The organism is Xanthomonas sp. WHRI 7065 (assembly GCF_040203115.2).
GTDB lineage: Bacteria > Pseudomonadota > Gammaproteobacteria > Xanthomonadales > Xanthomonadaceae > Xanthomonas > Xanthomonas arboricola.
In genome coordinates, this window is the sequence record NZ_CP168194.1 from 4,980,425 (window position 1) to 5,003,910 (window position 23,486).

Genomic DNA, 23,486 nt, shown 5'->3' on the forward strand with positions numbered 1-23,486 from the left:
CACATAGGGCATACCTGCCACAACACCTGCGCATTCGAAGATTGCGTTGCGTCATGCATGAGACGGCCTGTTGCATACGTACCGGCGGTGACGCGTCTGCTGCAGTACAGGCGTCATGCGACAATACTGCACGCGTCGGTTCGGTTATGTTCAGCCGTGTGACGGTTACTCTATCGCGTTGGAATTCTGTTAAAGGCTTCGATGACGGCGTCCGCATCCCCTGTCGTGCAGTTGTCCGGTGTCCGCATCGATCGCGGCGGTCGCACGATCCTGCGCGACGTCTCGCTCGACGTGCCACGCGGCAGCATCACGGCCGTGCTCGGTCCTTCCGGTAGCGGCAAGTCCACCTTGCTGGCCGCACTGACCGGCGAACTGCGTCCGGTTGCCGGCACGGTCACCCTGTTCGGCAGCGAGATCCCGCATGGCAACCGTGCACTGCTGGAGATGCGTCGCAATGTCGGCGTGCTGCTGCAGGGCAATGGCCTGCTGACCGACCTGAGCGTGGCCGACAACGTCGCGCTGCCGCTGCGCACGCATACCCGCCTGCCGGCGCCGGTGCTGCAGCGCCTGGTGCAGATGAAGCTGCATGCGGTGGGCCTGCTGGCCGCCGCCGATGCCTGGCCGCGCGAACTGTCCGGCGGCATGGCGCGGCGTGTGGCGCTGGCGCGGGCGCTGGCACTGGACCCGCCGCTGATGATCTACGACGAACCGCTGACCGGGCTGGACCCGATCGCGTCGGGCGTGATCATGAGCCTGATCCAGCGCCTCAACGACAGCCTTGGCCTGACCAGCATCATCGTCAGTCACCACGTGCACGAAACCCTGCCGATCAGCGACCAGGCGGTGGTCATCGCCAATGGCGGCATCGTGTTCGCCGGCACGCCCGCGCAATTGCAGGACAGCACCGACCCGCTGGTGCAGCAGTTCCTGCATGGCCAGCCGGATGGCCCGATCGCCTTCGATGCGGCGCCGCGGCGCGACCGGAGTGCTGCCTGATGGCCATGGTCGACTCGATCCGCGCCTTCGGCCGCGCCGGGCTGTTCTCGCTGACCGTGCTGCGCGGCTCGGTGCCCACGCGCGACTTCATCGCCGAACTGGTGCGCGAGATCTACAAGGTCGGTGCGCGCTCGCTGCCGATCATCGCCGTCGGCGGCGCCTTCGTCGGCCTGGTGCTGACCCTGCAGGGCTACCGCACGCTGACCACCTATGGTGCGTCGGATGCGCTGTCCACCTTGCTGGGGCTGTCGCTGTACCGCGAACTGGCACCGGTGCTGACCGCGCTGTTGTTCATCGGCCGGGCCGGCAGTTCGATCGCGGCCGAGCTTGGCCTGATGCGCGCCACCGACCAGATCAAGGCGCTGGAGCTGATGGCCATCGATCCGGTCGCCAAGGCGGTGGCGCCGCGCTTCTGGGCGGCGGTGCTGACGGTGCCGTTGCTGACCGGCGTGTTCTGCTCGCTGGCCATTACCGGCGGTTACTTCGAGGCCGTACACGTGCTGGGCATCGACAACGGCACATTCTGGTCGGGGTTGAGCAACAGCGTGGACTTCTGGGACGACTTCGGCGTGGCGATGCTCAAGTCGGCGATCTTCGGCGGCACGGCCGCGTTGGTCGCCGCCTACGTGGGCTTCCACGCCGAGCCGACAATCGAAGGCACCTCGATCGCCACCACCCGTGCGGTGGTGAACGCCTCGCTGCTGGTGCTGATGTTCAACTTCGTCCTTTCTGCAATGTTGTTTAGGTGAGTGGAATAACTATGGCCATGCGTGGACCACGACTCGAATTCGCCGTCGGCGCCTTTCTGCTGCTGACCCTGGCCTCGCTGCTGGTGCTGGCGGTGGCCTCGACCAACCAGCGCTGGGGCTTCGGCTCCAGCCAGTACACGCTGACCGCGCGCTTCAGCCAGATTGGCCAGCTGCGGGCACAGGCGCCGGTGAAGATCGGCGGCGTGACCATCGGCAAGGTGTCCGACATCAGCCTGGACCCGACCAAGTTCGACTCGGTGGTCACCCTGTCGCTGGACAACAAATACAAGGATCTGCCCGCCGATACCTCCGCCGGCATCTTCACCAGCGGTTTGCTGGGCGAGAGCTATATCGGGCTGCAGCCGGGCGGCGACCCGGAGACGCTCAAGCCGGGCGAAGAAATTGGCTTCACCCAGCCGGCGGTGGATCTGCTGCAGCTGGTTGGCAAATACATGTTCAGTGGTGGCGGTGGTGGCAGCAATGCCCCGGCCGCCACCGATGGCCAGGCCCCGGCGCCTGCCCAGACCGCTTCTCCCTCTACGGAACCACATCAATGAAGACCACCCTGCTTTCCGCCATCCTGGCCTCGACCCTGCTGGTGTGCGCACCGGCCACCGTGCTGGCGCAGCCGGCTGCCGCCAGCGCGCCTGCGCAGGGCGCGGCGACCAAGACCGTCATCGACAGCAGCACCCGCATCCTGAGCACGCTGGATCAGCGCCGCGCCGAGTTCCGCAGCAACCCGGCCGCCCTGCGCCAGTACATCAATGGCGAATTGAACAAGGCCTTCGACCGCGACTACTCGGCCCGCCTGGTGCTGGGCGTCAACGGCCGTGGCGCCTCCGATGCGGACGTCAAGCTGTTCGCCGATGCGCTGGCCGACAACCTGATGCAGCGCTACGGCACCGCGCTGCTGAACTTCGAAGGCAAGCCGACCTTCCGTGCCAAGTCCGAAAGCGCGCTGCCGGGCAACCGCGGCGTCAAGGTGTCCACCGACCTGATGCGCGCCGGCAACGACCCGACCCCGGTCGACTACATGATGCGTAACGTCGGTGGCCAGTGGAAGATCTTCGACGTGATGATCGAAGGCATCTCCTACGTGCAGACTTTCAAGACCCAGTTCGACGGCCCGCTGCGCGAAAAGGGTATTGCCAAGGTTGCCGCAGAGCTGCGTAGCGGCAATCTGCAGGTCGGTCCGGCACCGGCCAATGGCAAGTAACAGCTCCGTGCAACGCAATGGCGACACGCTGGTACTCACCGGCGTGCTCGACCGCGACGCGGTCACTGCGGCCTGGCCGCAGGCGATCGCGCAGCTGGACGGCATTCGCACGCTGGACCTGTCGGGTGTACAACGCCTGGACAGTGCCGGCGTGGCGATGCTGGCCGAACTGGCTGCGCGTGCGCGCAGCAGCAGTGCCGGTCCTGTCACGGTGGTGGGTGAAGCGTCCGGTCTGGACGAATTGCGTGCCGCCTACCGTTTGTCCCCTACTTTCGATTTCCAGGCCTGAGCGCCACCCCATGACCCAGCTTCGCCCCCTTTCCCTGTTGGCCTGCCTGCTGCTTGGCGCCTGTGCCAGCCATGCTCCGAAGCCCGCACCGCCTGCGGCCGCTGCCGCGCCCACCCCGGATGCGACGCCGGCGCCGGCACGCGACGATGCCGGTGTGACCGCGCAGCCGGCCGCCGCCGGCTTTGCCGCCCCTGACGCCCTGCCGGCCACCGCGGCGGCGCCTGCCGACCAGACCGGCGCCGATGCCGGCACGGCCGGTGCCCCCACCTCGGCCGAGGACGACTTCGCGGCGCTCTACGGCCCCACCACTCCGCAGGCCGGCGCCAACGGTGCACCGGCACAGCCCGGTGACGCGCCGTCCTACGATCCGTGGGAGCGCTACAACCGCGGCATGCACCGCTTCAACCTGGCGGTGGACCGCGGCGTGGCGCGTCCGTTGGCCACCGGCTACACCAAGGTGGTGCCGCGTCCGGCCCGCCTGGGCGTGACCAACTTCTTCGACAATCTCGGCACGCCGCTGACCATGGTCAATCAGCTGCTGCAGGGCCACCCGGTGTATGCGGTGCAGTCGCTGGGCCGCTTCGTGATGAATTCCACGCTGGGCGTGGCCGGTCTGTTCGACCCGGCCTCCGCGGCCGGCATCCCGCGCCGCAGCGAAGACTTCGGTCAGACCCTGGGTGTATGGGGCTGGCGCAATTCGCGCTACTTCGAGCTGCCGTTGTTTGGCCCGCGCACCGTGCGCGATACCTTCGGCCTGGGCGGCGACATTCCGCTGTCGCCGTTGCGCCAGGTCGACGACAGCGGTGCACGCTTCGCCCTGCAGGGTCTGCAGCTGGTGGATACGCGCTCGCAGCTGATGTCGCTGGATTCGCTGCGCGACCAGGCACCGGACGAATACGCGCTGACGCGCGATGCGTGGATGCAGCGCCGCAATTACCAGATCGTGCGCGATCTGCGCAGCCATCGCGAGAAGGATAACGAGCTGCCCGACTACCTGCGCGAAGACAAGGACAGCACCGTGCCGGTGGATGCGATGCCGATACCGCAGTGGATTCGTTGATCGGTTGAGCTTGCGGTTTGCAGTAATACGAAAAGCCCGGGATCGCTCCCGGGCTTTTTGTTTTCCGCAACAATCATGCGAGGTGGTCACCGAAGACCTGGTTGCGTCTGCGGGTGATTACTTCGGGCAACCAGAACCGAAGAATTGGATTGCACTTGCGATATCACTTGCCGGAGCGCAACGCGGGTTCGGGCCTGAGCGACGGCGTGCGGTCGACATAGGTGAGGTAGTGTTTCCACAGGTCGTGCGCCCGCTGATCGTTGAGGTCGACGATGCAGCTCGCTACCTTTGCCGGCCGGACTGTCGCATCGCGCCAGCGCGTTCGCACATTGCCGCATTGAAGATCGCGGTAAGTCGTCCACGCCGTCTGTGCATTGTCGAACGCGTCGGCGGGAACATCCGACGTGGAAATGGCGGTGTCGCGCGCGGTAGCCAGATAATCGTCCAGACGTTCCTGCGATATACCGACTTGCTGGTTCCAGCAGGCATTACTTGCCGAGGTTGTCTGCAGGTCGCGGCAAGGTTCCGCAGCGTGCAGCGACAAACTGCCAAGCTGCATCAGGGCGACAAAGATAAGACGCATCGACAGGCTCCTTGTTGTGTCGCCTTCGCGGTGATGGCACTGCCACATCGGATGCAGCTTGCTCGCAGCTCGGGCGGCCGGTGACTGAAAATCGAGCAGTGCAATCGCCTGCTGCTAGTAGAGCCCGGCCATCCGCAACCGCCATGATGTTTTGGCCAAGCCAGCAAACGCAGCGTGTTCCTGCGCTCATGGGATCACTCCAGACATCTGCCTGTTTCAGCGTCGAATGTAGATGGTGCAGCCGTCTTTAAGCGTCTCCCTCACGCAAGCCCTGCTTCGCGGTGTGCGCTTCAAGCCACGCGTGCCACTAGTGCGCACGCGTGGTGTCTGGCCCTGGTAGAGAGGGGCCTCAAGCAGCCGCCGCCAGGGCCGCATCCACCGCTGCACGCAGGCGCGCATCGTCTGCCGGCACGTCGGGGGCGAAGCGGTCGATGACCTGGCCGTCGCGGCCGATCAGGAATTTCTCGAAGTTCCACAACACGCCCGGTGCCGGGTTGGGTGCGATGCCGTAGCCGGCCAGCTTCTCGCGCATCGGGCCATCGCCGGTGGCTTGCGGGCGGGCGTTGGTCAATGCCTGATACAGCGGATGGGTTTCGGCGCCGGTGACGGCGATCTTGGAGAACATCGGAAAGCTCACGTCGTAGGTGAGCTGGCAGAACTGCGCAATCTCCGCCTCGCTGCCCGGCTCCTGTCCCTTGAAGTCGTTGGCCGGAAAGCCCAGCACTTCCAGCCCCTGTGCCTGCTTGTCGCGATACAGCGCCTGCAGGCCTTCGTACTGCGGGGTCAGCCCACACTTGGAGGCAACGTTGACCACCAGCAATACCTTGCCGCGATAGTCGGCCAGCGTAGCGGGCTCACCGTCGATGCGGGCCACGGGGATGTCGTACAGCGTCTGGCTCATCGGTGCGTCCTGGACAGGTGGAGCCGAGAGCATAAACCGCCAGGGTGGAGCGAGCGATGCCGCTGGCTCATGACGCTTGCAGTTATCTGCCGCGACGCGCACAGGTCGATCGACTGATCGGCCCGTGCGCGCGCTTGGCCCTGTTCGCAGCCATCAATCGATGCACAACGCGGCCTGGCCCATGCCGCCGACCACTTCCTGGCGGCAACCGAAGCGGTCGCTGTCGCGCTGGCAGGTGCCGGAGGTCGCGGTGCCGGTCGGCACGATGCTGGTGGCCAGGCAATCGCCGCTGCAGTCGGAGTTGTCACTGCAGGTCTTGCCGGCGTCGGCATACGGCACCACGCAACGCACCGTCTGCATGCGGCCGACCGGACGCAGCTGCCCGCCCTTTGCCGTGCATTCGGCAGCGTCGGCGGAAACGGCGCGCGGAGGCTGCGGGGCGTCCGCCGCAGCGCCCGACCTGGCCGCCGGGGTACTGCTGCATGCGGTCAACAGCAGCGCGCAGAGCACTGCGTGGATCCATCGGGTTGCCATGTTGAAACTCTCGTCTTGAACCAGGTAAGTGCAAGCATCGCGGTGGCGATGTCTGCGCGGCGTGCTCGCTATCGGCGCAAGAGGACTCGCCAAAGACCTGCGTTGGTAGGAGCGCACCCGGGCACGATGAGGCGTTATCGGTAACGGCTGGTCGCGCCCGGGTGCGCTCCTACGTCATGGCGTGTGGCATCACCGTCTGCAGCCGGATCACTCCTGCTCGTCTTTGCTGTCGTCTTCGCTGCTGCTTCCGGTGTCGTCGCTGCCGGCATCATCCAGCAGTGCCTGGGACTGTTCGCTGGCCAGGGTTTCCACGCCGCGCAGGCGGCGTTCGATGGTGCGGGTCTTGCGGCTGGCCTCGCCCAGGCTCTTGCCGACCGTGCTGATCTGCCGCTCGGCCTTTTCGAGAATGCCGGCGAACTTGCCGAACTCGCTCTTCACCGCGCCCAGCACCTGCCAGACCTCGCTGGAGCGCTTTTCGATCGCCAGCGTACGGAAGCCCATCTGCAGGCTGTTGAGCAGGGCGGTGAACGTGGTCGGGCCGGCCAGCACCACGCGATGTTCGCGCTGCAGCAGGTCGACCAGGCCGGCGCGGCGGATCACTTCGGCGTACAGGCCCTCGGTCGGCAGGAACATCACTGCGAAGTCGGTGGTCTGCGGCGGGCAGACGTACTTGTCGCTGATCGACTTGGCCTGGATGCGGATGGCGCGTTCCAGCTGCGCGGTCGAATTCTTGATCGCGTCCAGGTCGCCCTTTTCCTGCGCATCGATCAGGCGTTCGTAGTCCTCGCGCGGGAATTTGGCATCGACCGGCAGCCACACCACGGTGTCGTCGCCACGCCCCGGCAGGCGGATCGCAAAATCCACCGCTTCGGCGCTGTCGGGCTTGACCCGCACGCTGCGCGCGTACTGCTCCATCGTCAGCGTCTGCTCGAGGATGTTCTCCAGCTGCACCTCGCCCCAGCCGCCGCGGTCCTTGACGTTGGTCAGCACGCGCTTGAGATCGCCCACGCCGGTGGCCAGCTGCTGCATTTCGCCCAGACCGCGCTGTACCTGCTCCAGGCGTTCGGAAACAAGCTTGAAGGAGGCATCCAGGCGTGTGTTGAGCGTGGTCTGCAGTTTTTCGTCGACGGTGGCGCGCATCAGCTCGAGCTTGCTGGCGTTGTCGTTCTGCAGGTTGGCCAGCTGTTGTTCCAGCGTGGCGCGCATTTCGCCGATGCGCAGTTCGTTGCGCTGGGTGAGTTCGGTCAGACGTTGGCCCAAGGCCTCGGTGAAGCGCTGCTGCGACTCTCCGGCCTCTTGCCGGCCCTTGCGGGAATCTTCGGCTAGCGCATCGCGCAGGGCGGCCATGTGGGTATCGGTGCGTGCGATCAGCTCGGTCAGTTGCTGGCCGAACACCTGGATACGGGTTTCCTGCTGCTGGCCGAAGCCGTCGAGCTGGGTGCGCAATTCGGTCAGCCGCAGCGTCAGCAGTTCGCCGGTGCGTTGTTGCGCCAGGGCGCTTTCTTCGCGGGCCTTGCGGGCATCTTCGCCGAGTGCGTCGCGCAACAGGTCCAGGCGCTGGTCGGTGCGCGTGGACAGTTCGGTGAGATTGCGCGCGAAGGTTTCCAGGCGGCCGTCCTGCTGCCGCGCCAGGCCTTCGAGTTGCTCGCGCAATTCGCCGCGGCCGTCGCGTTGCTCGGCGCGCAGCGCCAGCTCCAGGCCGCTGGTGGAAGGACGTCGCAGCAGCGCGATCAGCTGCAGCACCAGGACTGCGACGAGCAGTCCGAGAAGGATCAGGGATTCGGATGACATGTGCGCAGTGTAGCCGGGCCGGTCGCAGGGGCTGCGTCAGTGGCTTGCCGGCCGGCGGCGGCTGCAGGGCGCAGTTGGGGGCGCGCGCACTACGCCGGACCCAGGTGGGCGAAGCTTGCGAGGTGCCTGGCGGTGGTGCGAAGCGGCCTGGCATCGCGCCACGGTCTGGGCTGCTGCGCAGATGCAGGCATGCGCGCTAAGGTGAGCGACCTGCCCAAGCCGCGACCGACCGTGCTCGAACTTTACGGAAAACCGACCTCCATCAATGTGCGCAAGGTGCTGTGGCTGTGCGAGGAACTGGCGCTGGACTACACGCTGCACGCGTATGGCAGCGGGTTTGCATCGGTGGAGACGCCGGCGTTTCGCGCGCTCAATCCCAATGCGCTGGTGCCGGTGATCCGCGATGGCGATCTGGTGCTGTGGGAGTCGAACACGATCTGCCGGTATCTGGCCGCACATGCAGGTCGCACCGACCTGTTGCCGACGGCTCCCGCTGCACGTGCGCTGGTCGAGCAATGGATGGATTGGCAGGCCACCGAACTCAATAACGCCTGGCGGTACGCGTTCATGGCCACGGTGCGTGGCAGCGCGGCACATGCCGATGTGCAGGCGATTGCCACGAGCGTGCGCGAGTGGAATCGGCACATGGGAATTCTTGAGGCGCAGCTGCAACGCGGCGGCCCGTTCGTGCTCGGAGCGGACTTCACCCTGGCCGATATCGTGTTGGGGTTATCGACGCAGCGCTGGCTTGCCAGCCCGATCGAGCGGCCGGCGTTGCCTGCGGTGGCGGCGTATCACGCTCGCCTGAAGACGCGTGCCGGCTTTCAACAGCATGGCTGCAACGCGCCGTAAAGGATGCGGCAGCCGCTGCGCGAAGCGGGCCAGACAGCGCCGCGGTGATGAAGTTGCAGGCAGATTGCAGCGCATTGACCTCAACGTGACCTGCGCATGGCTAGGGTGGGGCTTCGTTCCTGCCAGGCCAGCTGATGACCACTGCCACCAACCAAACCCGTCTGTTCGCGCTGGGCCTGTTCGCGTTTCTCGGCAGCTTTGCGGCAATCGTGTGGTACCTGATGCGGCCATACGGCACGGCGTATTTCTTCCCGGTGCACTTCTTGATCGGCGCGGCCTTGCCGTTCGGGTTCTATGCGATCGGCGGCACGCGGCTGTGGTTCTGGATCGGGATCGGGGTCACCGCACTGGTGCTGCTGTGGTTCAACTTCTGGGGACATGATGCCAACGGGGCGGCGCCACGCCTGCTCGACTGGACCCACTTTGCCGCCGGTGCGGTGGGTCTGGTGGGCGCGTGGGCGGTGCAGTTGGTGTATCGCAATGTGCGTCCACCGCATCGCCCGTCGGTCGAGTGAGCGGGGATTGTGCGGGGCGGGCGCGTTTGGCCAGGGAACGGCGAGGTGCGGCGCGCGCTCAAATAACGCGGTGGGCGTGTCTGCGCTGCCATGCTTGCGCCGACGCATGACCTTGGACCGATAGCTTTGCTGCGGCGCGTTGGGCGACACTCGGGAATTCTTTGATTCCCGCGAGGTCCGCATGTCGTCTTGGCTCAGGCGCAAATCCATCGATCAGGTCACCGTGCACGAGGCCGGTCGGCAACTGGTCCGCAGCCTGAGTTGGCCGCATCTGGTCGCGCTGGGTATCGGCGCGATCGTCGGCACCGGCATCTATACGTTGATCGGGGTGGGCGCGGACAAGGCTGGCCCGGCGGTGCTGCTGTCGTTTGTGGCCGCCGGCATCGTGTGCGCCTGCGCGGCGCTGGCGTATGCGGAGATGGCCACGATGATGCCGGCCGCCGGCAGCGCCTACACCTACAGCTACACCGCGCTCGGCGAGAGCATCGCCTGGGTGGTGGGCTGGAGCCTGGTGCTGGAGTACTCGCTGGTGGTGAGCACGGTGGCGGTGGGCTGGTCGGGCTATTTCGTCGGCTTCCTGCAGTGGTTGGGGGTCAACCTGCCGCATGCCCTGGTGGCCGGGCCGCACGCCGGCGGCATCGTCAACCTGCCGGCGGTGGTGATCACCTTCCTGGTGGCCGGCATGCTGATGGCCGGCACCAAGGAAAGCGCCACGCTCAATGCGGTGTTGGTGGTGCTGAAGATCGTGGCGCTGGGCGTGTTCGTGGCGATCGCCCTGCCGGCCTTCGACAGTGCCAACCTGCAGCCGTTCATGCCGTATGGCTTCCCCAAGACCGCGGGCCCGGATGGCGTGGAGCGCGGGGTGATGGCGGCGGCGGCGATCATCTTCTTCGCGTTCTATGGCTTCGATGCGATCTCCACCGCGGCCGAGGAGACCAAGAACCCGGGCCGCGATCTGTCGATCGGCATCGTCGGTTCGATGATCGGCTGCACGCTGATCTATGTGCTGGTGGCGTTGTCGGCGGTGGGCGCGATGAGCTTCACCGTGTTCGGCAAGAGCCCGGAGCCGCTGGCGCTGATCATGCGCGAACTTGGCCACGGCAAGGCGGCGTTGGTGATCGGTGCGGTGGCGATCATCGCGCTGCCGACGGTGCTGCTGGCGTTTCTGTACGGGCAGAGCCGCATCTTCTTCGTGATGTCGCGCGATGGCCTGTTGCCGCGCGGCTTGTCCAAGGTCAATGCACGCACCGGTACGCCGGTGGCGATCACCTTGTTCACGGCGGTGCTGGTGGCCGCGTTGGCCGGTGTGGCACGCCTGGATGAAATTGCCGCATTGGCCAATGCCGGGACCCTGGCCGCGTTCACTGCGGTAGCGGCGTGCCTGCTGGTGCTGCGCGTGCGCGAGCCGACGCGTGCGCGCTCCTTCCGCACGCCGCTGGCGTGGGTGGTGGGACCGGTGGCGATCCTGGGCTGCCTGTACCTGTTCTGGAGCCTGCCGAGTACCACGCAGGGCTGGTTCCTGGTCTGGAACGTATTGGGCGTGGTGGTGTATGTGGCCTATGGGCGGCGGAATAGCCGCTTGGCGAAGGTTGGGTAGTTCCAGCTCCCATCGGGCGAAGGTGGCCCGAAGGGCCGGATGAGGGGCGCCCCGGATATCCACCAATAGCCAGCGATGACGAACGCGTCGCCACGCGCCTTCAAGCTTGAATCGTCGATGGGAAAGTCATGGCGGTTGCAGTCCCGTGCTGCACGACTGCTTGCGGATGCACGCTGACCACTCCCCTCTCCCATCGGGAGAAGGTGGCCCGAGGGGCTGGATGAGGGGACGGGCGACGCCTGGTGTTATCCAACTTGGTCAGGTGCTTCGCTCCGTACCCGCGCCCCGGCCCGCGCTAGCAGCGCGGGCGCTCCCAGGCACGCGCGCCAGTGGCGCGCAAGCTGTGCCTTATCGCCCCGCAGGAGAGGGGCTTGAGCACGTGCGCCGGCAACGTCAGGGCTTTCCCTCGCACTCCCCACAACCCGGGGAGGAGCGTTGGCTCAAGGCGCGGCTGCAGGCGTGGCGCAGAACGAGGTTGGGAGTGCATCCGCCTGCGTGCCCCAGCCCTGGGTCGGGGGCTGTTTGGTCAGCGCGAACGACAGCGTGCCGCCCTGCTGCAGCTGGGCCCAGTCCAGGAACACCTGACGCTGCGGTGTGCCGTTGAAACGTACGCTGTCCACGTATTGCAGCGCGCGGCCGTCGGCGCCGGGGGCGTCGATGCGCAGGCGCTTGCCGTTGCCCAGGTCCAGCGTGGCCCGCTTGAAGCGTGGGGCATGCAGCAGGAACTGCCCGCTGCCCGGCACCGCCGGATACAGGCCCAGCGCGCTGAACAGGTACCAGGCCGACATCGTGCCGAGGTCGTCGTTGCCGGTGACGCCGTTGGGCGCATTGGTGAACAGCTGCTGGGCGGCGCGCACCACGGTGGCGGTCTTCCACGGCTGGCCGATCAACGTGTACATCCACGGTGCGTGCAGGTCCGGTTCGTTGTTGGGGTTGTAGCGGTACTGGTTGTAGTAGCTGTACGGGCCGACCACCCAGTGCGTACGCGCGGCATTGAGCGGGTCCTTCAGCAGGTCGTCGTAGGCGAAGAAGGCATCCAGGCGTTGGCCGGCCTGCTCGCTGCCATGCATGGCCTGCAGCATGCCGGGGATGTCCTGCTGCACCAGCCACTGGTATTGCCAGGCGGTGCCTTCGTGGAAGCCGTGCTGCGAACGCGGGCTGTAGCGATCGTCTGAGGGTGCGTACCAGCTGCCGTCTTCCAGCCGGGGCCGTGGAAAGCCGCTGAAGCCGGTGTCGGCATCGCGCACGCCGGCGTCCCAGACGTTATGCCAGTTGCCGCCGCGTTTGCGCAGCAGCGCGCTGTCGTCGGGGTGGCCGAGCGCCTGCGCCATCTGTGCCAGCGCACAGTCGGCCAGCGCGTATTCCAACGTGGCCGAGCCGCCGTGGTGCGGGTCCACGTCCATGCCCTTGGACGGGAACGCGCGGTCGTACTGCACGAAGCCGTTGGCCAGGTAGCTGGCGTTGCCGGAGCGGCCGGCGTGGCGCGAGTTGATTGGCGGTTGTTCGAAGGCGTTCTGGCGCAGCGCTGCGTACGCCTGCGCCTGGTTGTCCTGCAGCGCGCCGAAGCGCCACAGGTCGACCAGGAACGGGGTCACCGGGTCGCCGGTCATGATGTTGGTATCGAAGTTGGCATAGCCCCAGCGCGGCAGCCAGCCGCCTTGCTGATGGATCGCCAGCAGCGAGCGGCCGATGTCGCGCGCGCGCGCCGGCTGCAGCAAGGCGAGCAGCTGGTTCTGCGAACGATAGGTGTCCCACAGCGAGAAATACTCGTAGTAGGTCCAGCCATCGGCGCGGTGGATCGCATCGTCGAAGCCACGATAGCGGCCATCGGCATCGCTGCCGGTCAGCGGCTGCAGCAGGGCGTGATACAGCGCGGTGTAGGCCACGCTGCGATCGTCGTTGCTGGCGCCATCCAGTTGCAGGCTGGCCAGTTGCTTGCGCCAGGCCTGTTGCGCGCGCTGGCGCATCTGCTCCAGGCCCAGCAGCTTGCCGCCGAGCATGCCGTCGGCGCGCAGGTTGTTGCGTGCACCTTCGGCATCCACGTGCGAGATGGCGCTGACCACAGTCACTGCGCGCGCGTTCTTGTTGTTGCCCAGCGGGAAACTGAGCCAGGCACCATTGGGCTTGAGTTCGCCGCCCATGCCGTGGCGCGCATCGGGCACGCCGCCGTCTTCGCCCCAGACCCCGTGCGCGGTGAACGGGCGGTCGAATTCCAGCCGGAACCAGGTGGTGTATTCGTGGCCGCCGCAGAAACTTTGCGTGGTCAGTTTGCCTTCGACCACGCGGTCGCCGACCACCTGCAGCTGGCTGCCGATCACCACGTGACGGTCGTTGGCCTGGCCCAGGTTGACCAGCACATGCCCGGTATCGGCGCCGGGGGCAAAGGTGTAGCGCTCGGCGGCGGCGCGGGTGAGCGCAGTGGCTTCGGCGTCGATGCCGCCGTAGTCGGTCAGCCGCACCTTGTAGTAGCCGGCCTGGCCGACTTCGCCGTCATGGGTGTAACGGGCGGCATAGCGCTTCTGGTCGAAGGCCTTGGCGTCGCCGGTGTCGAAGTCGCCGCCCGGGCCGATGCGGCCGGTGACCGGCAGCACCGAGACCTGCCCGCCCTGCTCCCAGCAGCCGGCCCCGGACAGGAACGAATGGCCGAAGCCGCGGATGCTGGGGTCGTCGTAGCGCCAGCCGGCGTAGTGCGCGCCGATCGGGCTGACCTGGACCAGGCCGAACGGCGCCGAGGCACCGGGGAAGGTGTTGCCGTCGTCCTTGCTGCCGATGAAGGTGTTGACCTGCGCCGGGTCCTGCGCGGCCAGCGGCGCGCACACCGCCATGCCGAGCAGGCACAGGCCGGCGGCGGCGCGGCGCCACCGCGGCGTGGATGGGAAATGCGACGAAGAACGATCGGATGCAACGGCGAAGGGCATGCAGGACACCTCGGGGGAGAGAGCGGCCGAGGCCGCAGGTGGATGACGCGTGCCGACGGCCCGGACGCGGCGACCGGTCGATATCCGCCTGACGGCGGCTTGCGACAGGTGGGCAGCGGCTCAGAAATCGAACACGTATTCTGCCGCGATCTCGCGTCCGACCGGGCTGAACAGGCGGCTGCGGATCTCCTCGGAGCCGGTGATCTGCACCGGCGCCGGCCCTTCGGCCTGGATGCGCTTGATGCGCGAACCGGTCACGGTGACGGCATCGAGTTGTTGCGGGGCGCTGGCCTGCTGGGCCAGGGCGGACAGGGGCGACAGCAATGCGAGCAGCACGGCACGGGACAGCAGCTGCGGGCGACAACGGCGGTAGTCGGTCATTCAAGCGTCTCGTCGAGGGCGGTGGTACGACGGAAAGACTTCGTCTTTTTTTCAAACACTTGCGGGGGATTGGCGTAATTGGATCGATCTAAATCCGGTACCGCTTTATGTCATCGATTGGCAAAGATTAAGCATTCCCGACCCGCGGCTGCACACCGCGGCGCAGCAAAGTGTGCGGGGTCTGGCAGTTTTTCGGCGTTTTAGGCGTTTTGAATCAGGCTGTTGCACGTGGCCGGGTGCTGCAGTTTTGAAGCGTGCCAGTTGCGCTGACGGATGAGCTGGCTTGGGGCGATTTGGCTGCGTTGCGCGCGGTTGGTTGAGAGGCGTGCGCCTGGGCGTGTCGCGCGTCGGAGGCCGGACCATCACCCCAACCCCCGCTCCGCGCCCCGGCCCGCGCTGGCAGCGCGGGCACTCCCAGGCACGCGCGCCAGTGGCGCGCAAGCTGTGCCTTATCGCCCCGGGGGGAGAGGGGCTTGGTCCGCGGGGCTTGGTTGGCCCATAAAAAAAGCCCGGTCAGTGACCGGGCTTGGCGACGCTGGCGTGGCGGCGGGAGGGGCCGACGCGCCGGTGACGCAGTTGCTCAGATCCAGCGCATGCCTTCGAACGGGTTCCAGCTGGTGCTGCCCTTCACCTTGTCCAGGTAATAGGCGTAGTTGGCGATCATGCCGGTCAACAACGACAGCGGCAGCCACAGCACATTCTGAAACGCGGCCGGCAGGAATGAAGCCACGATGCTCACCACGACGCTGATGCCGATCAGGCTCAACGCCTTGCGCCACAGGCCGATGATGAAGAAGTAGATGACGCCGAAGAAGAAGGCATAGAAGTTCATGCCGACCTTGACCTTCTCACCAAAGCTCAAGGTCTTCAGTGCGTTCTTGTAACTGGGGTCCTTGGGGCCACCGTGCCGGTCGAAGAAATCGAAACGGAACTGCCACTTGGGGCTGAGCTGGGTGCGATCGAAGGTGTCCATTCCAAACCATGTAGTTGAAAACGGTTACATGATAGGCGATCGCGTATTCACCGGACACGTCTGCGGGCGCCGGACGGAAGACGGGGTCAGCCGCCGATCAGCTTCGGCAGTGGCCGCTTGCAGCAGCACAGCGCGCGTTATTCGCGCTGGTCGCTGAGGCCGGTGCCGCGGCGCGCCCGGCGCAGCGCATACAGCGAGTGGTCGGCGCGGTCGACCACCGCCGCCAGCGCCTCGCCGTCGTTGCGCAGGGCGGTGCCCAGGGTGAACCGGATTGGCGCCTCGTCGATGGCGGCCATGTAGTCGCGCACCAGGGCCGCCAGCTGCGGCTGGGTGGGTTGATGCAGCAGCACCAGGAACTCGTCGCCACCCAGGCGGATCAGGCGGTCCTGGGTGCGCAGCGGCTGGTTGAGGAACCAGGCCATCTGCACCAGCACCTCGTCGCCGCGCTGGTGGCCATGGGTGTCGTTGACCAGCTTGAACTTGTCCAGATCCACCACGATGCAGCCCCAGCGCACGCTGGGGTCGCGCTTGTCGAGCTCGTCCAGGAAGCGGCGGTTGTAGCAGTTGGTGAGCGGGTCGGTGAACGACCATTCCAGCAGCTGCTTCTCCTGCTGGTACTGGTTGGTGATGTCCTGGGCGTGCGCCAGCACGATGGTGGCGTCGGCCTCCACGTCCAGCACGTTGCGGTACTGCCAGTGGCGCAGGCTGCCATCGCTGGCGACCAGCTCGATCACGCCGGCGTCCTGGCCGTCGAGCACCATCCGCGACAGATAGCCGTGCAGGGCGGCATGCAGCTCGGGGCGGACGAATTCCAGCAACGAGCGGCCTTCCATGCCCTCCACGCTGCGGCCCAGCGAGCGCGCGGCAGCCGGATTGACGCTGATCAGGCGGCCATCCATGTCGTGGGTGCAGATCAGGCCCAGGCTGTACTGGAACATGTTGCGGAACTTGCGCTCACTGGCGGCCAGCGCATCCACCGCGCGGTGGCGGTCGGTGACGTCCTGGATCGCGCCGATCAGGCGCGTGCGTCCGTCCACATGCTCCATCGAGCCGGTGCTGTGCACCCACAGCTGCCGGCCGGTGGCGCTGACCAGCGGCAGTTCCAGATCCCAGGGCGTGCCATCGCGCACGCAGGCCTCGACCGCTTCGGTGATCACCGCGCGCGCATCGAGCGGGTAGAAGCCGATGCCTTCGGCCAGGGTCGGCCGGTAGCCCGCCGGCAGATCGTGCAGGCGGCAGGTCTGGTCCGACCAGGTCAGGGCGCCGCTGGCCACGTCCACTTCCCAGCCGCCGACGCCGGCGACCCGGCCGGTGCGCTCCAGGAATGCCTCGCTCTCGCGCAGGCGTTGCTGCAGCTGTTCGTTGGCGGCCTGGCGTTCCAGCATCAGCCGGCGCTGCTCCAGGCCTTCGGCGGCAACCCGGGCCAGCTGCTGCAAGGCGGCCAGTTGCGCCGGTTCCAGCGCGCGCGGGCGCTGGTCGATCACGCACACCGTGCCCATGCGCAAGCCGTCGGACAACACGATCGGCGCACCGGCGTAGTAACGGATCCCCGGCGCATCGGTGACCAGCGTATTGTCGCGAAAGCGCGGATCGGCCGGCGCATCGCGTACTTCCATCACCGCATCGTCCTGGATGGTGTAGGCGCAGAACGCGAGTTCGCGTGGGGTTTCACTGGCGTCGGGCAGGCCGATATTGGCCTTCCACCATTGGCGATGTTCGTCCACCAGCGACACCAGCGCGATCGGCGTGCCGGCGATCGCCTGCGCGGCGGCGGCCAGCGCGTCGAAGAACGGCTCGGCATCGGTATCGACGACCTGCAACAGCGCCAGACGCGACAGCCGCTCGGCCTCGCGGGAGGTGGATGACACGACGGCGTCGCAGTGGCTCAATGAAATGCTCGCTTGGTCCCCCGGGCAATCCGCTCAGTCTAGCGGACCGAACATACCTGCTAACGCAGCGTTGCGTGCGCCATCGCACAGAAGGTGCGTTGTGCGCAGCCCACACGCTCCGTCACTGGATGGGCTCGGTCCCGCTTGCCGCAGTGTCATCGCGCATCTGCAGGGCCAGATACAGGCGCACGCAGTCGTCGGTATTGCGCAGGTCCACGCCGCAGAGTTCCGCGATGCGCTGCATGCGGTAATCCAGCGTATTACGGTGGATGGCCAGTGCCTTGGCGGTGGGCGCCATGCGCATGCCGGCGCCGAACCACACCGACAGCGTCTGCACCAGGTCGCCGCGGCGGTCCTGGGCCAGCAGCGCCTGCAGCGGCTTGCGCAGTTCCTCGGCCTGCCAGGCCTGGCGCAGGTCGTCCACCAGCACCGGCAGGCGATGGTCGTCGTAGAAGAACGCATCGGCCTGCGGCGCGCGCGCCTTGCCGATGCGCATGGTGGTGCGCGCGATCTGGTGCGACAGCGCCAGCCCGCCGGGCTGCGGGAAGTACTGCCCCAGCGCGAGGCGGATCCGCAGCGGGCTGCTGGCGCGCATGCGCTCGAGCAAGGTGTGCGCGCGGCGGCGTTGTTCGTCGACATCCCAGTGGCCGCGGCGGTCCAGTGCGGGCTTGAGCACCACCAGTTCGTTGAGCGCGGTGGCGGCGATCAGGTTGCCGCGTTCGGGCGTGGACAGCAGTGTGTGCAGGCGCTGCAGTTCCACCAGCATCGCGTCCAGGTCGAGGGTGTCGCTTTCCACTTCGATCACCGCCGCCACGCGCGGCAGGTCGAGCGCGATGCCGAGCCGTTCGGCCCAACCGGCCAGTGCCGGGGTCGGCCCGTCGGCGCGGATCAGGCCAAGCGTGACTTCCTCGCGCAGGCGCGCATCGCGGGCCAGCAGGCGCAGCAGGCCGGCCTGTTCCAGCATCGCTTCGGCGGCCATGCGCACCAGTTCGGCCTGTTGCCCGATCCGCTGCGGGTCGCCGGTCAACCCGACGCAGCCGACGATGCGGCCATCGGCGATCAGCGGCAGGTTGACGCCCGGGCGCACCGCATCCAGCTGCTGCGCCAGCGCCGCATCGATCTCCACCCGGCCCTGCCTGGACAGCACCAGCAGCGCGCCCTCGTGCAGCTGACCGATGCGCGCCGGTTCGCCGCTGGCGATGATGACGCCGGTGTGGTCCATCACATTGACGTTGCCGTCGATGATGGTCATCGCGCGGTCGACGATGGACTGCGCCAGGGTGCGGTCGAGCGTGAGCATGGGCGTGGGGTCTGTTGGCGCGATCGCGGGAGGACACGGTGGCATGTTCGGTGCTGCGTGACGGTGCAGCGCTCATGCATCAGGCGGGCGGCGCCCGTGGATCAGGTGGCGACCGCGTGGCACAGCCTGCGCACGGCATCCCGCGCGCTGCCGTCAGCGCGTGGCTGCACGCGCAGGCAACTGCGCCAAGGCCTGGCCCACCTGCAGCGCGGCGGCCACATTGCGTGCGGCGATGCGCACGTTGCTGGCGGCTTCGGCCAGCGCCTGCTCCACCGTGCAGGCGCGATGCACCACCGCAAACATCGCGTCGATGCCGTGCCCATGCAGCAGCGCAGCACCATTGCCCAGGCAACCGGCGATGGCGATCACTGGCTTGCCGTGGCGTTGCGCCAGCCGCGCGACGCCCACCGGGGTCTTGCCGTGCAGGCTCTGGCTGTCCAGGCGGCCTTCGCCGGTGATGACCAGATCGGCCTGGGCGACCAGTGCATCCAGCCCCAGCGCCTGCGCGACGATCTCCACCCCGGGCCGCAACTGCGCGCCCAGGTAAGCCACCAGCGCCGCGCCCAGGCCACCGGCCGCACCGCCACCGGGCAAGTCATGCAGGCGCACGCCCAGGTCGCGTTGCAGCACATCGGCGTAGCGCTGCAGGTTGCTGTCGAGCTGGCGCACCATGCTGGGGGTGGCACCCTTCTGCGGGCCGAACACCGCCGAAGCGCCGGTCGGGCCGATCAGCGGGTTGTCCACATCGCAGGCCACTTCGAACTGGCAGTCCTGCAGCCGCAGGTCCAGGTCCTGGGTGTCGATCCGCGCCAGCGTCGCCAGCGCGCCGCCGCCGGGGCCGATCGACTCGCCCTGCGCATCCAGCAGCCGCACGCCCAGCGCCTGCGCCAGGCCGGCGCCGCCGTCGTTGGTGGCGCTGCCGCCGATGCCGATGATGAAGCGCCGCGCGCCGGCATCCAGCGCAGCCAGGATCAACTCGCCCACGCCCGCGGTGCTGGTACGCAGCGGCGCGCGCTCGGCCGGCGGCACCAGTGCCAGGCCGCTGGCGGCGGCCATTTCGATCACCGCGGTGCGGCCGTCGCCGGTCAGGCCGAAGAACGCCTGCACCGGGGTGCCGAGCGGGCCGCTGACCGTGCAGTCGATCACCCGCCCGCCGGTGGCCGCCACCAGCGCATCGACCGTGCCTTCGCCGCCATCGGCGACCGGCACCTTGCGGTACTGCCAGTCGGGGAACACCTCGCGGAAGCCGGCCTCGATCTGGGTGGCCACCTCCAGCGCGGACAGGCTTTCCTTGTAGGAATCGGGGGCGATGACGATCTTCATGGGCACACTCGCTGGGACGGACGCATCACTGGTTCACCGCGCGTGCCGGCACCCGCAGCACCAGCACGGCGCCCAGCAGCATGGCCCCGGCCAGCACGTACAGCGCCAGCTCGGTGCTGTGGGTGGCGTCCTTGATCCAGCCCACCAGGTACGGGCTGACGAAGCCGGCGACCTGGCCAGTGGAGTTGATCAGCGCCAGCCCGCCGGCCGCGGCGGCGGCGGTGAGAAAGCCATTGGTCAGCGGCCAGAACAGCGGCAAGCCACTGACCGCGCCCATCGTGGCCAGGGTCATGCCAAACAGGGCCAGAGCCAGGTTGTCGGTGACGCTGGCGGCGATGCACAGCCCGGCCGCCCCCATCAGCAACGGGAGTACCAGATGCCAGCGGCGCTCGCGGCGGCGGTCGGCCGAGCGCCCCATCAGCAGCATGAACACCGCCGCGGCCAGATACGGGATGGCGCTCATCAGGCCGATCCGGGTCGGGTCGGTGACGCCGCTGCCCTGGATGATCGAGGGCAGCCAGAAGTTGATCGCATACACCCCGCTCTGGATGCAGAAGTACACCGTGCCCAGCATCCACACCGCCGGGTTGCGCAGCACCGCGCCCAGCGAGCTGGAGGCGCCGGCCGGCTTGCCGGCTTCGTCGGCGGCCAGCGCGCGGGTCAGTGCCTGCTTCTGCTGCGGGTCCAGCCAGGTCGCCTGCTGCACGCCATCGCTGAGCAGGAACCATACCCCGGTGCCCAGCAGCACGGTCGGCAGGCCCTGCAGCAGGAACATCCATTGCCAGCCGGCCAGCCCGCCCTGCCCGGCCGAGAAATGGCCGAGGATCCAGCCCGACAGCGGCCCGCCCAGCACGCCGGAGATCGGGATGGCCGACATGAAGACGGTCATGACCCGGCCGTGCTGGGCGCGCGGGAACCAGCGCGTCAGGTACAGCACGATGCCGGGGAAGAAGCCGGCCTCGGCCGCGCCGGTGAGCAGGCGCAAGGTGTAGAAGCCGGCCGGCGTACGCACGAACATCAGGCAGGTCGACAGCAGGCCCCAGCTGACCATCATGATCGCCACCCAGCGGCGCGCACCGATGCGCTGCAGGATCAGATTGCTCGGCACCCCGCAGGCCAGGTAACCGATGAAGAAGATGCCCGCACCCAGCCCGTACACGGTCTCGCTCATGCCCAGATCGCCGAGCATCTGCAGCTTGGCGAAGCCCACGTTGACCCGGTCCAGGTAGTTGAACAGGTAGCAGACGAACAGGAACGGGATCAGCCGCCACAGGATCTTGCGGTAGGTCGGGGCCATGCCGTCGGGGGGCGGCAGAGGCCGGGTGGCTTGGGTCATCGCACGCTCCAGCAGTCGGTGGGCCCACCGGAGCGCAGTGCTGGCACCGGCACCACACAGGGGTCGGCGCATTCTAGTTGGAGCTTTTTCCCGGAAGCATCGTCAGCCTGCTGCCTGTCTGCGGGCGGGCACACGCTGGTTTTTGTGCAAATGCCCAAATCAGCCACAACCGCTCCCGGCGTGTGCCGGGCTCGGAACGCAACAGCAACGATGCTGTTGGTGCAGGGCTGGCCGCCCGATGCTGCGACGGCGACCCGCCCCCAACCACCTGGCTGACAACTAGCGCCGACGCGCCTTACCCCAGCCCTGCACCAACAACCAAGCCGGCGCCCCACCACCAAGCCCGACGCAGCACCCAGCCCCGCACGACAGACCGCCTCGGCCTTGCGAATCCCGAATCCCCAATCCCAACTCCCGCGCTCTACCGATTCCCCACTCCCGACTCCCGATTCCCCACCGCATACGCCTGCGCCTGCCCCATCACCCGCAGCAGGTTGCCGCCCCAGATGCCGGCGATCTGCTGCTCGGTGTAGCCCTTGCGCAACAGCCAGGCGGTGATGCGCGGCAGGTCGGAGACGTCCTCCAGGCCGACCACGCCACCGCCGCCGTCCCAGTCCATGCCGATGCCCACGTGCTCGGGCCCGACCACCTTGAGCACATGCTCCAGATGGGCGAAGAAGTCCTCCTCGGTGGCGCGCTTGATCGGGTAGCGCGCATCCAGCTCCTTGAGCGCGGCGCTCAGGGCCGTGCCGTCGGCGATCTTGATGTGCTCCCAGCCGCCGTATTGCTCGGTCAGCGCCTTCTCGGCGGCCTTGCGCTCGGGGCTGGCGCCGCTGTCGACCAGATAGCCGCCGTAGGAATTCACCTGGATCACCCCGCCGTGCTCGGCCAGCACCTTCAGCCGCGCGTCGTCGATATTGCGCGGATGGTTAAACACCGCACGTGCGCCGCTGTGCGAGAGCACGATCGGCACCGGCGACAGTGCGATCAACTGGTCGAACACCGCATCGGAGGCATGCGATTGGTCGATCACGATGCCCAGCGCCTGTGCCTGCTGCACCAGGTGCCTGCCGGCCGGGCTCAGGCCCTTCCACTCCGGCCCCTTGGGGTCGGTGGCCGAGTCGGCGAACTCGTTGTTGAGAAAATGCACGGTGCTCATCAGGCGCAGGCCCTGCGCGTAATAGAAGCGCAGCAGCGTGGGGTCGGCCACCAGCGGGCTGGCGTTTTCCATGCTGATGTACACCACGCGCTTGCGATCGGCCTTGATGCGCGCGGCATCGGCGGGCGTGGTGGCGAAGGCGAAGCGCTGTGGTTGCGCGGCCAGCAGCGTGTGGATCTTCAACAACCGCTGCAGACCGGCATCGCGATCGTCCAGGTGCGCGGCCGCACTGCGATTGCCCTGCCCGGTGTAGACCGCCCAGAAGCCGCCATCCAGCGCGCCTTCGACCATGCGCGGGTAGTCCACCTGCGACAGCCGGTTGCCGGCATGCGCCTGCAACACGTCGAAGTCGGGGCGCTCCAGATTGGCCGGCGTGTCCAGATGCGAATCCAGCGTGACCAGGCGCTGTTGCAGCGCCGTGGCGCGCGCCAGCTCGGCCTTGGAAAACTCCAGCGCGTGGCCGGGTGCGACCACGGCCAGACTCAGGAAAATGGCGGTGCACAGGCGATGCAGGGTCATGGCAGCTCGCAGAAGATGGGGGATGCATCGATCATAGCCGCGCTTGCCTCAGCCGCTGCACGATCATTGGCTGTCGTGGCGCGTGGTCGCAGACATTGCTGCCCGCGACCACGCGCCAGTGCTCACTTGCGTTCGAAGAACTCGTGGTAGGCCTTGGATTTGCCTTCCGGCGACTTGCCCACGCCATTGCGGATCAGCGTCTTGCCGTCTGCGGAAAACGACCAGAACTCGCCGACGATCACGTCGTCGTCCTTCATCTTGAGGATCTGGTAGGTGTCGGCGCCGGTCTTGCTCACCGCGATCTGGTTGAAGCGCGCCTGCTCGTTGAGCGGGCTGGGCTTGCCATCCAGCGTGGTGACGTAATCGACCTTGTACGGGGTCTGCGGCCGGGTGGTGTTGATGGAGTGGTATTCGATGCGGTTGTCGGAGAACTGCACATTGATGGTCAGCCGCATGCCCTTGGGAAACTTGCCGTCGCTCCAGTTGGATTTGGATTCCACCAGGGTCCAGGCACCGTCGTGCGGATCGGCCGCAGACGCGGTGAACGTGGCGGTCAACGCCACGATGGCGAACAAGGCGGCGGTCGGAAAGGTGCGCATGGTCTG

22 protein-coding genes are annotated in these 23,486 nt (G+C 67.3%); 9 read left to right on the plus strand and 13 right to left on the minus strand.

The window, feature by feature from the left end:
* Nucleotides 1–201: 201 nt before the first annotated feature.
* The 6 genes from ABQY64_RS20690 to ABQY64_RS20715 are packed head-to-tail and all read left to right on the plus strand — an operon-like array spanning nt 202 to nt 4,310.
* The gene (locus tag ABQY64_RS20690) at nt 202–996 is read left to right on the plus strand and encodes an ABC transporter ATP-binding protein (protein ID WP_039518202.1); all 795 of its coding nucleotides are present in this window, start codon (nt 202–204) and stop codon (nt 994–996) included.
* Complete coding sequence (locus tag ABQY64_RS20695; protein WP_016902129.1) at nt 996–1,745, plus strand: MlaE family lipid ABC transporter permease subunit; 750 nt, start codon at nt 996–998, stop codon at nt 1,743–1,745. The genes ABQY64_RS20690 and ABQY64_RS20695 overlap by 1 nt, the downstream gene beginning before the upstream one ends.
* An 11-nt stretch (nt 1,746–1,756) precedes the next feature.
* Nucleotides 1,757–2,302 (plus strand): outer membrane lipid asymmetry maintenance protein MlaD, encoded by a 546-nt coding sequence (gene mlaD, locus ABQY64_RS20700; protein ID WP_016902127.1) that lies wholly within the window; start codon nt 1,757–1,759, stop codon nt 2,300–2,302.
* Nucleotides 2,299–2,961 (plus strand): phospholipid-binding protein MlaC, encoded by a 663-nt coding sequence (locus ABQY64_RS20705; RefSeq protein ID WP_016902124.1) that lies wholly within the window; start codon nt 2,299–2,301, stop codon nt 2,959–2,961. The genes mlaD and ABQY64_RS20705 overlap by 4 nt, the downstream gene beginning before the upstream one ends.
* On the plus strand, nt 2,951–3,250 hold the full coding sequence (locus ABQY64_RS20710; protein WP_349779573.1) for an STAS domain-containing protein: 300 nt from the start codon (nt 2,951–2,953) through the stop codon (nt 3,248–3,250). The genes ABQY64_RS20705 and ABQY64_RS20710 overlap by 11 nt, the downstream gene beginning before the upstream one ends.
* Before the next feature lie 10 nt (nt 3,251–3,260).
* Nucleotides 3,261–4,310, plus strand: coding sequence for a VacJ family lipoprotein (locus ABQY64_RS20715; protein WP_349779574.1), 1,050 nt, complete (start codon nt 3,261–3,263; stop codon nt 4,308–4,310).
* Between the two features lie 163 nt (nt 4,311–4,473).
* On the opposite strand, the gene ABQY64_RS20720 is transcribed toward ABQY64_RS20715, so the two are convergent.
* The 4 genes from ABQY64_RS20720 to rmuC all read right to left on the minus strand — a co-directional run bounded on the left by ABQY64_RS20720 (nt 4,474) and on the right by rmuC (nt 8,071).
* The gene (locus ABQY64_RS20720; RefSeq protein ID WP_161961104.1) at nt 4,474–4,893 is read right to left on the minus strand and encodes a lysozyme inhibitor LprI family protein; all 420 of its coding nucleotides are present in this window, start codon (nt 4,891–4,893) and stop codon (nt 4,474–4,476) included.
* Nucleotides 4,894–5,242: 349 nt separating this feature from the next.
* A complete protein-coding gene (locus tag ABQY64_RS20725) occupies nt 5,243–5,794 on the minus strand; it encodes a glutathione peroxidase (protein WP_349779575.1) in 552 nt (183 codons plus the stop codon).
* Between the two features lie 153 nt (nt 5,795–5,947).
* Entirely contained in the window at nt 5,948–6,352 is a 405-nt protein-coding gene (locus tag ABQY64_RS20730; protein ID WP_206515220.1) for a hypothetical protein, read from the minus strand.
* 183 nt (nt 6,353–6,535) lie between these two features.
* A complete protein-coding gene (rmuC, locus tag ABQY64_RS20735) occupies nt 6,536–8,071 on the minus strand; it encodes a DNA recombination protein RmuC (RefSeq protein ID WP_349779665.1) in 1,536 nt (511 codons plus the stop codon).
* A 279-nt stretch (nt 8,072–8,350) separates the two neighbouring features.
* Here rmuC and ABQY64_RS20740 point away from each other — a divergent pair, with 279 nt between their 5' ends.
* From ABQY64_RS20740 to ABQY64_RS20750, 3 genes are all read left to right on the plus strand, one after another.
* Nucleotides 8,351–8,971: a glutathione S-transferase family protein gene (locus ABQY64_RS20740; RefSeq protein ID WP_104555859.1), complete on the plus strand. Its 621-nt coding sequence runs from the start codon at nt 8,351–8,353 to the stop codon at nt 8,969–8,971.
* 134 nt (nt 8,972–9,105) lie between these two features.
* The gene (locus tag ABQY64_RS20745; protein ID WP_016902107.1) at nt 9,106–9,486 is read left to right on the plus strand and encodes a hypothetical protein; all 381 of its coding nucleotides are present in this window, start codon (nt 9,106–9,108) and stop codon (nt 9,484–9,486) included.
* A gap of 181 nt (nt 9,487–9,667) precedes the next feature.
* Nucleotides 9,668–11,083 carry an amino acid permease gene (locus ABQY64_RS20750; RefSeq protein WP_228600259.1) on the plus strand — a complete coding sequence of 472 codons (1,416 nt, stop codon included), beginning with the start codon at nt 9,668–9,670 and terminating at the stop codon, nt 11,081–11,083.
* A gap of 440 nt (nt 11,084–11,523) precedes the next feature.
* Here ABQY64_RS20750 and ABQY64_RS20755 read toward each other — a convergent pair whose 3' ends face one another.
* From ABQY64_RS20755 to ABQY64_RS20795, 9 genes are all read right to left on the minus strand, one after another.
* Nucleotides 11,524–14,001 carry a GH92 family glycosyl hydrolase gene (locus ABQY64_RS20755; RefSeq protein WP_115510053.1) on the minus strand — a complete coding sequence of 826 codons (2,478 nt, stop codon included), beginning with the start codon at nt 13,999–14,001 and terminating at the stop codon, nt 11,524–11,526.
* Nucleotides 14,002–14,121: 120 nt separating this feature from the next.
* Nucleotides 14,122–14,382 (minus strand): hypothetical protein, encoded by a 261-nt coding sequence (locus ABQY64_RS20760; protein WP_039518179.1) that lies wholly within the window; start codon nt 14,380–14,382, stop codon nt 14,122–14,124.
* A gap of 580 nt (nt 14,383–14,962) precedes the next feature.
* Complete coding sequence (locus ABQY64_RS20765; RefSeq protein WP_016902101.1) at nt 14,963–15,355, minus strand: DUF2628 domain-containing protein; 393 nt, start codon at nt 15,353–15,355, stop codon at nt 14,963–14,965.
* A 137-nt stretch (nt 15,356–15,492) separates the two neighbouring features.
* A complete protein-coding gene (locus ABQY64_RS20770; RefSeq protein WP_374151326.1) occupies nt 15,493–17,223 on the minus strand; it encodes a diguanylate cyclase in 1,731 nt (576 codons plus the stop codon).
* A 142-nt stretch (nt 17,224–17,365) separates the two neighbouring features.
* Nucleotides 17,366–18,544: a sugar diacid recognition domain-containing protein gene (locus ABQY64_RS20775; protein ID WP_046345186.1), complete on the minus strand. Its 1,179-nt coding sequence runs from the start codon at nt 18,542–18,544 to the stop codon at nt 17,366–17,368.
* Nucleotides 18,545–18,697: 153 nt separating this feature from the next.
* Nucleotides 18,698–19,867, minus strand: coding sequence for a glycerate kinase (locus ABQY64_RS20780; protein WP_228600262.1), 1,170 nt, complete (start codon nt 19,865–19,867; stop codon nt 18,698–18,700).
* Nucleotides 19,868–19,892: 25 nt separating this feature from the next.
* Complete coding sequence (locus ABQY64_RS20785) at nt 19,893–21,203, minus strand: MFS transporter (protein ID WP_349779576.1); 1,311 nt, start codon at nt 21,201–21,203, stop codon at nt 19,893–19,895.
* 421 nt (nt 21,204–21,624) lie between these two features.
* Complete coding sequence (locus ABQY64_RS20790) at nt 21,625–22,881, minus strand: dipeptidase (RefSeq protein ID WP_349779577.1); 1,257 nt, start codon at nt 22,879–22,881, stop codon at nt 21,625–21,627.
* Nucleotides 22,882–23,003: 122 nt separating this feature from the next.
* Complete coding sequence (locus tag ABQY64_RS20795) at nt 23,004–23,480, minus strand: hypothetical protein (RefSeq protein WP_349779578.1); 477 nt, start codon at nt 23,478–23,480, stop codon at nt 23,004–23,006.
* Nucleotides 23,481–23,486 lie beyond the last annotated feature (6 nt).

Bases quoted from the DNA above. Each gene is read 5' to 3' on its own strand.
- ABQY64_RS20765 (WP_016902101.1), bottom strand. From the start codon at position 15,355: ATGGACACCTTCGATCGCACCCAGCTCAGCCCCAAGTGGCAGTTCCGT.
- ABQY64_RS20710 (WP_349779573.1), top strand. From the start codon at position 2,951: ATGGCAAGTAACAGCTCCGTGCAACGCAATGGCGACACGCTGGTACTC.
- ABQY64_RS20690 (WP_039518202.1), top strand. From the start codon at position 202: ATGACGGCGTCCGCATCCCCTGTCGTGCAGTTGTCCGGTGTCCGCATC.
- ABQY64_RS20720 (WP_161961104.1), bottom strand. From the start codon at position 4,893: ATGCGTCTTATCTTTGTCGCCCTGATGCAGCTTGGCAGTTTGTCGCTG.
- ABQY64_RS20715 (WP_349779574.1), top strand. From the start codon at position 3,261: ATGACCCAGCTTCGCCCCCTTTCCCTGTTGGCCTGCCTGCTGCTTGGC.
- ABQY64_RS20785 (WP_349779576.1), bottom strand. From the start codon at position 21,203: ATGACCCAAGCCACCCGGCCTCTGCCGCCCCCCGACGGCATGGCCCCG.
- ABQY64_RS20725 (WP_349779575.1), bottom strand. From the start codon at position 5,794: ATGAGCCAGACGCTGTACGACATCCCCGTGGCCCGCATCGACGGTGAG.
- ABQY64_RS20755 (WP_115510053.1), bottom strand. From the start codon at position 14,001: ATGCCCTTCGCCGTTGCATCCGATCGTTCTTCGTCGCATTTCCCATCC.
- mlaD (WP_016902127.1), top strand. From the start codon at position 1,757: ATGGCCATGCGTGGACCACGACTCGAATTCGCCGTCGGCGCCTTTCTG.
- ABQY64_RS20745 (WP_016902107.1), top strand. From the start codon at position 9,106: ATGACCACTGCCACCAACCAAACCCGTCTGTTCGCGCTGGGCCTGTTC.
- ABQY64_RS20780 (WP_228600262.1), bottom strand. From the start codon at position 19,867: ATGAAGATCGTCATCGCCCCCGATTCCTACAAGGAAAGCCTGTCCGCG.
- ABQY64_RS20750 (WP_228600259.1), top strand. From the start codon at position 9,668: ATGTCGTCTTGGCTCAGGCGCAAATCCATCGATCAGGTCACCGTGCAC.
- ABQY64_RS20695 (WP_016902129.1), top strand. From the start codon at position 996: ATGGCCATGGTCGACTCGATCCGCGCCTTCGGCCGCGCCGGGCTGTTC.
- ABQY64_RS20790 (WP_349779577.1), bottom strand. From the start codon at position 22,881: ATGACCCTGCATCGCCTGTGCACCGCCATTTTCCTGAGTCTGGCCGTG.
- ABQY64_RS20705 (WP_016902124.1), top strand. From the start codon at position 2,299: ATGAAGACCACCCTGCTTTCCGCCATCCTGGCCTCGACCCTGCTGGTG.
- ABQY64_RS20775 (WP_046345186.1), bottom strand. From the start codon at position 18,544: ATGCTCACGCTCGACCGCACCCTGGCGCAGTCCATCGTCGACCGCGCG.
- ABQY64_RS20760 (WP_039518179.1), bottom strand. From the start codon at position 14,382: ATGACCGACTACCGCCGTTGTCGCCCGCAGCTGCTGTCCCGTGCCGTG.
- ABQY64_RS20795 (WP_349779578.1), bottom strand. From the start codon at position 23,480: ATGCGCACCTTTCCGACCGCCGCCTTGTTCGCCATCGTGGCGTTGACC.